A 10,194-nucleotide genomic window follows, 5' to 3' on the forward strand; every position below is an offset into this window, starting at 1 on the left:
GCATTGCCCCAGCCCGCCCGTTGCGGCAAGCGCAACGTGGCACCGCCGAACGGGAAGATGCCGCGCTGCACTTCCATCTGCGCAAAGCGCGTGTTGCTGGCGCACAGGCTAATGTCTGAAGCCAGCATCAACTCGATGCCAATGGTCAGGCAATAACCCTGAGCGGCGACGATCACCGGTTTGTTGACCCGTGGGCCATTAAATACGCCCCAAGGGTCGTAGCCGCCTTCAGGCAGGGTCCAACCGTTAGCTAGCTCCGGGCCGGCGCTGACCAGGTCAAGTCCACCGCTAAAATGTTCGCCATGGGCAAACACCACCGCAACCCGCGCTGAGTCGTTGCGCTCGAACTCGCCATAAGCGAGGCTCAACTGGTTGAGCAGGTCAACGTCGAAGGCGTTGCGCTTGGCAACACGGTCCAGTCCGATCAACAGAACGTGGCCCCGTTGTTCGCGGCTGACACAGCGGTAGTTTGAGGAAGACATGAGCATTGATCCTTGCGCGCTGGGGGTGGGCGAAAAGAGCCTCAAGCAGTATATTAGGTGAACCGTTTTAGCAGTCCGACCCAATGATGCAGGGCCTTTGCAAAATAGACACAGACTCGCGTTTGCGCAAAGCTTGTGGCAAACAATGACCCAGTCGCGGTTCTGCAAAAATAACCCTCACTTTAGTCAGTAATTCCGGTATAGTACGCGCCGGCCTTTAACCGGGCCCTCGTTCAGGTATTGCAATTCCCCGAAGCCAGCTTCGGCTGCTTGTCCGCTCTGCGGGCTACCCTTGACGATCCATTCATTCAAACGTTTTCGCAAATCCCCGCCGACAAAGCAGCCAGGGCGACTCTAGGGTCTTACACGGCACGCGCAGCTTTGGAACATGGGTCTTTGCGGATGCACTAGAGGCAGACCCATGACCCAGGAATTCGGCGGCTTCGCCGCTTTTGAACTTCATCCAAATATCCTTGCAGCCGTTATCGCAACTGGCTACGAAGAGCCTTCGGCTATTCAGCAGCAATCGATCCCGATCATCATGGAAGGCCATGACATGATTGGCCAGGCGCAAACCGGTACGGGTAAAACCGCTGCGTTCGCACTGCCAATCCTGCATCGCATCGATCCAGCTAAACGCGAACCACAAGCGCTGATCCTTGCGCCAACTCGCGAACTGGCCCTGCAAGTAGCCACCGCTTTCGAAACCTACGCCAAGCAAATGCCGGGCGTAACGGTTGTAGCTGTCTACGGCGGTGCGCCGATGGGCCCGCAGTTGAAAGCAATCCGTAATGGCGCGCAGATCGTTGTCGCCACCCCGGGCCGTCTGTGCGATCACCTTCGCCGCGACGAAAAAGTACTGGCTACCGTGAACCACCTGGTTCTCGACGAAGCAGACGAAATGTTGAAGCTGGGCTTCATGGACGACCTGGAAGTTATCTTCAAGGCCTTGCCACCGACCCGTCAGACTGTTTTGTTCTCGGCAACCTTGCCTCAATCGATCCGTGCCATCGCTGAACGCCATCTGCGCGATCCGAAGCACGTGAAGATTCAGACCAAGACCCAAACCGTTACCGCGATCGAACAGGCTCACCTGTTGGTTCACGCTGACCAGAAGACCTCGGCTGTTCTGAGCCTGCTGGAAGTTGAAGACTTCGACGCCCTGATCATGTTCGTTCGCACCAAGCAAGCGACCCTGGATCTGGCAAGCGCCCTTGAAGCCAAAGGTTACAAGGCTGCCGCGCTGAACGGCGACATTGCTCAGAACCAACGTGAGCGCGTCATCGAATCGCTGAAAGATGGCCGTCTGGACATCGTTGTTGCGACTGACGTTGCTGCTCGTGGTCTTGACGTACCGCGTATCACCCACGTGTTCAACGTGGACATGCCTTACGATCCAGAGTCTTACGTTCACCGTATCGGCCGTACTGGCCGTGCCGGTCGCGAAGGTCGTGCGTTGTTGCTGGTGACTCCTCGTGAGCGCCGCATGCTGCAAGTGATCGAGCGTGTTACAGGTCAGAAAGTTGCTGAGGTCCGCCTTCCGGATGCTCAAGCCGTTCTCGATGCTCGCATCAAGAAATTGACTAACAGCCTGACTCCGCTGGTTGGCGATGCTGAATCGACCCATGGTGATCTGCTGGATCGCCTGATCGCCGATATCGGTTGCAGCCCGCGTGCTCTTGCTGCTGCTCTGTTGCGTAAAGCTACCAACGGTCAAGCATTGACCCTGGCCGCCATCGAGCGTGATCGCCCACTGGTTCCAACCAGCGCGCCACGTGAGCGCAGCGATCGTTCGTCTTCGAGCGAGCGTCCTGAGCGCAGCGGTGCTGATCGCGAGCGTCGTGCTCCGGTTCCATTGGCCGAAGGCCGTGCTCGTTGCCGTACCGCGCTGGGTGCGCGAGATGGTATCGCTGCTAAAAACCTGTTGGGTGCAATCCTCAACGAAGGCGGCCTGGCCCGCGAAGCAATCGGCCGCATCCAGGTGCGCGACAGCTTCAGCCTGGTTGAGCTGCCGGAAGATGGCCTTGAGCGTCTGCTGACTAAACTCAAGGACACCCGCGTTGCAGGCAAGCAGTTGAAGCTGCGTCGCTATCGCGAAGACTGATCTGCTCTTGAGTTGATCGAGTCTGAATAAAAAATCCCCGACTGGTTCGGGGATTTTTTTGTTTTGGATTTAATGAAGGCCCTGCGGTCCTGCTGTTTTAGGGGCCAACATCAAAAGCAGGTCTGCGTTATAGCGGCTGCCCTGTATCGACGCCTGCTTCTGGCCGACAGGCCGTGGGAGCGAATTTATTCGCGATCGGCTGCGCAGCAGTCGTAGGCTGGTTGATGCGGTTTTGAGCGTTGCAATTGTATTGGCCGGTTTGGGACCGCTTCGCGGTCCATCGCGAATGAATTCGCTCCTACAGGGGGGGGTGAGAGGTTGTGATTTGCCTTTGGGATTTGATGTGAATTGAATATCAAATTGCGGAAAAGAGGCCCCGTAAATCATGCGGCCGAGCGCAGGCGTTGCGTAGGGGGTAACGAGGCAGGGATGCCGAGAAAGCCGTGCGCGGCCAGGGATGGCCGCTCACGGCGACCCCCGGAGCAACGCCGGAGCGAGGGAAGTCGAGCCTTAGCGAGACCCTATGGTGGGGCAAGCCCTTTTGGCGGGACCTTTTTGCGGTTCGGCGCCCCGACGTCTGAAAAAGGTTCCTCGCTGTAAAAGCGAAACCATACTTTAAGCAACCACAAACAACGGATATACACCCAAAACTAAACGCCAACACAACCCAAGCTTTTGACCCTAGCTTGTAAACCAGCAGGACCGCAGGGCCTCCATTTCAACCAAACCGATAAATGTCCATCCCCAGCGCACCCATGGTAAATCCCTGATGCGCAATACTGAACTCACCCCCCGCGCCCCGTGCAAAATAAAGCGGCAGCAAATGCTCGTCGCTCGGATGATTACGCACCGCATTCGGCGCCAGACGTCGATAATCATGCAAAGCCGCTTCATCACCGCTCGCCAGCTTATCCACCATCCAGTCACGAAACGCTAACGCCCAAGGCTCAATACTTTCTGGCCCCGCGTTCCAGTCCAACTCTCTAAGGTTATGGGTGATGCTGCCCGAACCAATCACCAACACATCTTGTTCTCGCAAGCTCGCAAGCGCACGACCGACCTGGGTTTGCAGCGCTGGGCCGAGACGGGTTGGCAACGAAACCTGTACCACCGGAATATCAGCCTGCGGGTACATCAATGACAGCGGCACCCAAGCCCCATGATCCATAGGCCGTTTGGAATCGATGCGCGCCGGCAATCCAGCCGCTGCCAGCAACTCAACCACCTCTGCCGCCAACTCAGGCAAGCCGGGGGCCGGGTATTGCACGGCGAACAGCTCCGGTGGGAAGCCGCCGAAGTCATGCCAGGTTTCCGGCTGTGGATTACCATTGACCAACAGCTCCTGGCTTTCCCAGTGCGCCGACACAAGCACAATGGCTCGCGGCTTAGGCATCTCTGCCGCGAGACGCTTCAACGCCGGACCGCTTGCACCTGGTTCCAGCGCGAGCATCGGTGAGCCATGGGAGATAAACAAGCTAGGGAACATAGTCGGAGTCCTGAGCGTTAAGATGCCGTCATCTTCAGGCAAAAGATTGATCTAAATCTAATATAAGTTTTAGCCTGATTTGATCGAATAATTTGGAGTTGATATGCGACCGGAGTTTTGGCAAAAACGTTGGGCGGCCAATCAGATCGGCTTTCACCTGCCGGACGTTAATCCTTACCTACAACGCCACTGGCCAAGCCTTGGGCTGAAGCCCGGCGATCACGTGCTGGTGCCATTGTGCGGCAAAAGCCTCGATCTGGCATGGTTGGCGGGGCAGGGGTTTAACGTCATGGGCGTCGAGCTTTCGCAAAAGGCCGTAGAAGATTTTTTCAGCGAGCAGCAACAAACTGCAACGATTACCCAGCGCGGACCGTTCAAGGTCTTCAGTGCGCAATCAATCGAGCTGTGGTGTGGCGACTTTTTCGCCCTGACGGCTGCGGACGTGGCCAAGTGCATGGGGCTATACGACCGTGCTGCGCTGATCGCCCTGCCGCCGGAGATGCGCCAGCGCTATGTAAAACACTTGGCGCAGATTCTGCCGCAGGTGTGCCAAGGGCTGTTGATCACCCTCGACTACGAACAAACGCAAATCGATGGACCACCGTTTTCAGTCGCAGATGCCGAGGTGCAGCAATTGCTGGCGACGGACTGGCAGGTTGAAACGCTCGAAACCTGCGATGTACTCAGCGTTAGCGGCAGATTCGTCAGTGCAGGTGCCACCCGGCTAGACGAACGAGCCTATCGTTTAAGGCGCGGCGCTGTTTTGTAGATGACGGACAAAGGCATTGGAGCCGTCAATTGAGCGCTGCATATCCTTGAGCAAGTCATAGACGCTGTTTTGCAGATTGCCGCTCTCGCCCTTGAGCGCCCCGATTGCCTGCGCGTTGAGGTTGTGTTTGAGGAACAGCACTTGATCGTGCAACACGTTCAGGACCGGCGGGATTCGGCTCTCGGAGGCTTTCATCGTCACCAGTAGTTCGCGGTACTCGGTTTGGGTTCGGTCCAGTTCCTTGGCGCTCGCTGCACGTAACTCTTGGCTGGTGTATTGATCGAGCTCGTCATTCCATTCGTCAAACAGTGCATCGGCGACGTCTTCAACCGAAGCAATCCGTTGATGAATGGCGTCGGCGCTTTTCACACTGGCCAGGTACTCGTCATTTAACGTGTCGTAGCGTTTCTCAAGATCGCCACCGTCGAAATGTACGACGCGGCGATAGCTTTCCATCGCGCTGGATAGATGCTTGCTGGTGTCCTTCTGCGCGTCCCGTGCATCCTCGACCCGACCGGTCAGCATTTGGCGCTTTGAAATGCCGGCCTTGTCCATGGCGGCAAAGTACGCGCTTTGGCAACCGCTCAAGGCGAAGAGGGCAATGCAAGCAAGAGCGAGGTGGCGCATGGCCGCTTCCTTGATGGCGATAGAACACGGTGAACCCGATAAAACAAAAGGGCGACTCGCGTCGCCCTTCCGTCACACTGCATGCAGCTTATCAGGCAAGACGACGAAGCGCCTCGATCCGGTCTTCCAGCGCCGGGTGGCTCATGAACAAGCCAGCCAAACCGTGCTTAAGCCCGCCATTGATACCGAAGGCGGCCAGGCTGTCCGGCATTTGCACCGGCACGCCTTGTTCCGAACGCAGGCGCTGCAGGGCGCCAATCATCGCATTAGTGCCTGCCAGCCGAGCGCCGGCTTCGTCTGCACGGTATTCGCGTTTGCGCGAAAACCACATAACGATCGAGCTGGCGAGGAAGCCCAGTACCAATTCGGCAAAAATAGTTGCGATGTAATAGGCCATACCTTGGCCTTCTTCGTTTTTGAAGATCACCTTGTCGACAAAGTTACCGATAATCCGCGCGAAGAACATCACAAAGGTGTTCACCACGCCTTGCACCAATGCCAAGGTCACCATGTCGCCATTGGCGACGTGGCCGATTTCGTGGGCCAGCACGGCTTTGACTTCATCCGGCGAAAAGCGCTCCAGCAAACCCTGGCTGACCGCGACCAATGCATCGTTCTTGTTCCAGCCGGTGGCAAAGGCGTTGGCCTCGTACGCGGGAAAAATACCCACCTCGGGCATCTTGATTCCGGCGTCGCGGGACAATTGCTCAACGGTTTGCAGCAGCCATTGTTCATGGCGAGTACGCGGCTGAGTGATGATTTGGGTGCTGGTGCTCATCTTCGCCATCCACTTGGAGATGAACAGCGAAAACAGCGAACCGGCGAAGCCGAAAACAGCACAGAAAATCAGCAATTGACTAAGGTTTAGATCAACCCCGTTGGCCGCCATTATCCCGTTAAAGCCAAAAAGGCTCAGGGTAATGCTGGCTATGAGTACCACTGCCAGGTTTGTGGCCAAAAATAGCAAGATGCGCATCATGGTTGAAACGTTCTCCTCATGAAAAATGTAACGTGATGCGGGGTATATAAGACGATGCCCTCTGCTATTCAACAGGGCGACTATTTCAAACTGTGTCGTCTGTCTGCCGCCAATCGAAAATCTGCACGCAGGAATAACGCCCGAACCAGAGCGTTGCGCAGTTTATCAGCGGTAAGAGGCACGCCGTGCGGCCCATTCAGGCCGCGCGAGGTGTGAGTGGGGGGCGCTTACTGGCGATAGGTCTTGAGAAAGTTACCAATTCTGCCAATGGCCTGATCAAGGTCATCGACGCGCGGTAAGGTCACTACACGGAAGTGATCCGGCCATGGCCAGTTAAACGCCGTGCCCTGAACCACCAGCAGTTTCTCCGACAGAAGCAGGTCGAGGACGAACTTCTCATCGTTATGAATTGGGCAGATTTTCGGGTCGATGCGCGGGAAGGCATACAGCGCGCCCATGGGTTTAACGCAGCTGACACCGGGAATGTCGTTGAGCAATTCCCAGGTTCGGTTACGTTGCTCCAGCAGACGGCCGGCAGGTAACACCAGGTCGTTGATGCTCTGATAGCCGCCCAGCGCCGTTTGAATGGCGTGTTGGCTAGGTACGTTGGCACACAGGCGCATGTTGGCGAGTATGTCGATGCCTTCGATATAGCTCTGGGCATTGTGTTTTGGCCCGGAAATCGCCACCCAGCCAGAGCGGAAACCGGCAACGCGGTACGACTTCGACAGGCCATTGAACGTCAGGCACAGCAGGTCGGGAGCCAATGACGCGGTGGCGATATGGACCGCATCGTCGTAAAGAATCTTGTCGTAGATTTCGTCGGAGAACACCACCAGTTTGTGCTGGCGGGCCAACTCGAGCATGCCCAGCAACACTTCCTTCGGATACACCGCACCGGTCGGGTTGTTGGGGTTGATGATGACCATGGCCTTGGTATTGGGCGTGATCTTGGCCTTAATGTCTTGCAGGTCTGGCCACCAGTACGTTTGTTCATCGCACAGGTAATGCACCGGATTCCCGCCCGCGAGACTGACGGCAGCGGTCCACAATGGATAATCCGGGGCCGGGATCAGCACTTCGTCGCCGTTATTGAGCAGCGCCTGCAGCGACATGACAATCAGCTCGGAAACGCCGTTGCCCAAGTAGATGTCTTCTATACCGACGCCTTCTACATGTTTCTGCTGGTAGTACTGCATCACGGCCTTGCGCGCGCTGAACAGGCCTTTGGAGTCGCTGTAGCCCTGAGCGGTCGGCAGGTTGCGGATCACGTCCTGCAGGATTTCGTCCGGCGCTTCGAAGCCAAACGTTGCCGGGTTGCCGATATTCAGCTTGAGGATGCGATGCCCTTCCTCCTCCAGGCGTTTGGCGTGCTTGAGCACTGGCCCGCGTATGTCATAACAGACGTTGGCGAGCTTGTTCGATTTGCTGACCTGCATGGTGATTGATCCCGAAAGTGGACGGTCCAGTGGTTCACACAACCTGGCTCGCCGAGCAGAACGCCATGAAAATGGATTTGTATGCATGAAACGCGGGTGACAGACTGGCGTCTTAACGAGGCGCAATCATACGTGCCGCCCGATCCTTGGAAAAGATACAGATCGGGCTTTTTAAGCTTTGGAGGTGTACCCGTGGAAAAGTTGGAAAAAACCCGCGAAGAATGGCAGGCGATGCTTGATCCGGAGCAGTACAACGTCTGTCGCCTGAAAGCGACTGAACGTCCGTTTTCCGGCAAGTACAACAGCACCAAGACCGCTGGCGTTTACCACTGTGTGTGCTGCAATGAGCCATTGTTCGACTCTGAAACAAAATTCGATTCCGGCTGCGGCTGGCCGAGCTTTTACGCGCCCCTTGAAGGCAGTGCGGTGATTGAAATCCGCGACATGACCCATGGGATGATCCGTACTGAAGTGGTATGCGCCAAATGCGATGCGCACTTGGGGCACGTGTTTCCAGACGGTCCACCGCCGACCGGATTGCGTTATTGCATCAATTCGGTGTGCCTGGATTTGGTCCCGCGAGAGTAAGCGGCCGTTGGGCTAAACTGTTATGGCGCGATATTGACGGGATGAATTAAATTGTGCGCAAGTCAATTGCGCACTATGTTTCTTGCACATTCCACTCTTTTTAAGGTGCTGCCATGAGCGAAAATCTGCTGACCATTCCGTGTACCACCATTAAAGGTGAGCAGAAAACCCTGGCAGATTTTGCGGGCAAGGCGGTGCTGGTGGTCAATACCGCCAGTAAGTGCGGTTTCACTCCGCAGTATAAAGGCCTTGAACAGTTGTGGCAGACCTACAAGGATCAAGGTCTGGTGGTGCTGGGCTTTCCGTGTAACCAGTTCGGCCATCAGGAGCCGGGCAATGAAGGCGCAATATCCGAGTTCTGCGAGTTGAATTTCGGGGTCAGCTTTCCGCTGTTCAAGAAAATCGACGTCAATGGCAGCGACGCTCACCCGTTATTCGTCCAGTTGAAAAAGCAGGCGCCTGGCGTGCTGGGGTCGGAGCGTATCAAGTGGAACTTCACCAAATTTCTGATCGGTAAAGACGGCAAATTGGTCAAACGCTTCGCGCCCCTGACCAAGCCCCAAGACCTGACCAGCGAGATCGAAGCGCTGCTGAAGTAACCCTATATCGAGACCGGTGGGACCGAATTCATTCGGGAAAGGGCCGTACCTGGCACACCGCCTTCCCGAATGAATTCGGTCCCACAGATGTCTTGATCTTTTCACATGCGCTACCGCTACGGCTTCAGCCACTGATCCAGCAAGCTGACCAGCTCTTCGCGGCGAAACGGCTTGGCCAAGTAGTCGCTCATGCCCGCCGCAAGGCAGCGTTCACGTTCTTCGGGCATGGCGTTGGCGGTCAGGGCGATAATGGGCAGCTGCGGCCAGCGCCCGCTTTGGCGAATTTGTCGGCTGGCTTCATAGCCATCCATCACCGGCATGTTGCAGTCCATCAGCACCAGGTCGAAGTGGTGCAGCTCCAACTGTTCAAGCGCTTGCGCGCCGTGCCCGCTGACGATCACCTCGCAGCCCAGTTTGCCGAGTATGCCCTTGGCCACCAACTGATTCACAGGATTGTCTTCAACCAACAGAATTCGGGCGCGATGGCTCGCCACCTGGCCACGCAACAGCAACTCTTGAGAAATGTGCTCTTTGGGCTGCAGGGTTCGGCGCAACGTCTGATATAGCGCGTTGCGGGCCAGCGGGCGCGCCTGCTGATGCAAGGGGGCAAGGGCGCTGACCTCTTCGCTGGGCATGAAGTTGCCATAAGCCGTCACCAGCAGGATCGGCGCGGTAATCGCGGGGCGTATGCCAAACAGGCATTCCGGGCAATCAGTGATCAGCAGGTCCGGGTTCAGCCCGAACAAGCTGTCGCCGATACTGCGACGCTGGTAGTCAATACCCCACCCCGTCAGCAGGCTCGCCAGCAGTTCAGCCAGACCACTGTCGGCCGGACTGACCGCCACCACCCGGCCTTTGAGTTTTTCCAGGACCAGTGCCGGGGTGTGGGTGATCAACGGTAGTTCCGCGCTAAAACGGCTGCCGAAGCCTACCTTGGACGTCACGCTCAATCGGCCTTTCATTGCGCCGCACAGGTTATGGGTCAGTGCCAGGCCCAAGCCGGTGCCGCCGTATTGCCGAGTGATATCCGCCGCCGCCTGGGTGAACGGCTGGAATATTTTCGCTTGATCCTCCAGAGCAATGCCGATCCCGGTGTCAGACACGTCGATTCGGATGCCGCC

10 protein-coding genes are annotated in these 10,194 nt (G+C 56.8%); 4 read left to right on the plus strand and 6 right to left on the minus strand.

Annotated elements, in window-relative coordinates; translation table 11 throughout:
• Positions 1–482 (minus strand): enoyl-CoA hydratase-related protein (locus M0974_RS18050; RefSeq protein WP_297839663.1); only part of this gene is annotated, 482 nt, incomplete at its 3' end.
• A gap of 388 nt (positions 483–870) precedes the next feature.
• Here M0974_RS18050 and M0974_RS18055 point away from each other — a divergent pair.
• On the plus strand, positions 871–2,586 hold the full coding sequence (locus tag M0974_RS18055; RefSeq protein WP_297839665.1) for a DEAD/DEAH box helicase: 1,716 nt from the start codon (positions 871–873) through the stop codon (positions 2,584–2,586).
• A gap of 718 nt (positions 2,587–3,304) precedes the next feature.
• On the opposite strand, the gene M0974_RS18060 is transcribed toward M0974_RS18055, so the two are convergent.
• The gene (locus tag M0974_RS18060) at positions 3,305–4,072 is read right to left on the minus strand and encodes a class III extradiol ring-cleavage dioxygenase (protein WP_297839667.1); all 768 of its coding nucleotides are present in this window, start codon (positions 4,070–4,072) and stop codon (positions 3,305–3,307) included.
• A gap of 103 nt (positions 4,073–4,175) precedes the next feature.
• Here M0974_RS18060 and M0974_RS18065 point away from each other — a divergent pair, with 103 nt between their 5' ends.
• Positions 4,176–4,841, plus strand: coding sequence for a thiopurine S-methyltransferase (locus tag M0974_RS18065; protein ID WP_297839671.1), 666 nt, complete (start codon positions 4,176–4,178; stop codon positions 4,839–4,841).
• On the opposite strand, the gene M0974_RS18070 is transcribed toward M0974_RS18065, so the two are convergent.
• The 3 genes from M0974_RS18070 to M0974_RS18080 all read right to left on the minus strand — a co-directional run bounded on the left by M0974_RS18070 (position 4,818) and on the right by M0974_RS18080 (position 7,886).
• Positions 4,818–5,468 (minus strand): DUF2959 domain-containing protein, encoded by a 651-nt coding sequence (locus tag M0974_RS18070; protein ID WP_297839674.1) that lies wholly within the window; start codon positions 5,466–5,468, stop codon positions 4,818–4,820. The genes M0974_RS18065 and M0974_RS18070 overlap by 24 nt on opposite strands.
• Before the next feature lie 91 nt (positions 5,469–5,559).
• Positions 5,560–6,447 (minus strand): protease HtpX, encoded by an 888-nt coding sequence (gene htpX / locus M0974_RS18075; protein ID WP_297839676.1) that lies wholly within the window; start codon positions 6,445–6,447, stop codon positions 5,560–5,562.
• Positions 6,448–6,674: 227 nt separating this feature from the next.
• Positions 6,675–7,886, minus strand: a complete 1,212-nt coding sequence (locus M0974_RS18080; protein ID WP_297839678.1) for a pyridoxal phosphate-dependent aminotransferase — start codon at positions 7,884–7,886, stop codon at positions 6,675–6,677.
• 192 nt (positions 7,887–8,078) lie between these two features.
• Here M0974_RS18080 and msrB point away from each other — a divergent pair, with 192 nt between their 5' ends.
• Together msrB and M0974_RS18090 are read left to right on the plus strand one after the other, a co-directional pair.
• Entirely contained in the window at positions 8,079–8,474 is a 396-nt protein-coding gene (gene msrB, locus M0974_RS18085; protein ID WP_297839680.1) for a peptide-methionine (R)-S-oxide reductase MsrB, read from the plus strand.
• Positions 8,475–8,587: 113 nt separating this feature from the next.
• Positions 8,588–9,073: a glutathione peroxidase gene (locus tag M0974_RS18090; RefSeq protein ID WP_297839683.1), complete on the plus strand. Its 486-nt coding sequence runs from the start codon at positions 8,588–8,590 to the stop codon at positions 9,071–9,073.
• Between the two features lie 116 nt (positions 9,074–9,189).
• Here the strand turns inward: M0974_RS18090 and M0974_RS18095 are convergent.
• Positions 9,190–10,194: response regulator (locus M0974_RS18095; RefSeq protein WP_297839686.1), on the minus strand; the 1,005-nt coding region annotated here is incomplete at its 5' end.

The sequence above is a fragment of the Pseudomonas sp. genome (genome assembly GCF_026224925.1).
Classification (GTDB): Bacteria; Pseudomonadota; Gammaproteobacteria; order Pseudomonadales; family Pseudomonadaceae; genus Aquipseudomonas.

Coding starts and splice junctions, on each gene's coding strand:
- htpX (WP_297839676.1), bottom strand. CDS start 6,447: ATGATGCGCATCTTGCTATTTTTGGCCACAAACCTGGCAGTGGTACTC.
- M0974_RS18080 (WP_297839678.1), bottom strand. CDS start 7,886: ATGCAGGTCAGCAAATCGAACAAGCTCGCCAACGTCTGTTATGACATA.
- M0974_RS18065 (WP_297839671.1), top strand. CDS start 4,176: ATGCGACCGGAGTTTTGGCAAAAACGTTGGGCGGCCAATCAGATCGGC.
- M0974_RS18055 (WP_297839665.1), top strand. CDS start 871: ATGGGTCTTTGCGGATGCACTAGAGGCAGACCCATGACCCAGGAATTC.
- M0974_RS18070 (WP_297839674.1), bottom strand. CDS start 5,468: ATGCGCCACCTCGCTCTTGCTTGCATTGCCCTCTTCGCCTTGAGCGGT.
- M0974_RS18090 (WP_297839683.1), top strand. CDS start 8,588: ATGAGCGAAAATCTGCTGACCATTCCGTGTACCACCATTAAAGGTGAG.
- M0974_RS18060 (WP_297839667.1), bottom strand. CDS start 4,072: ATGTTCCCTAGCTTGTTTATCTCCCATGGCTCACCGATGCTCGCGCTG.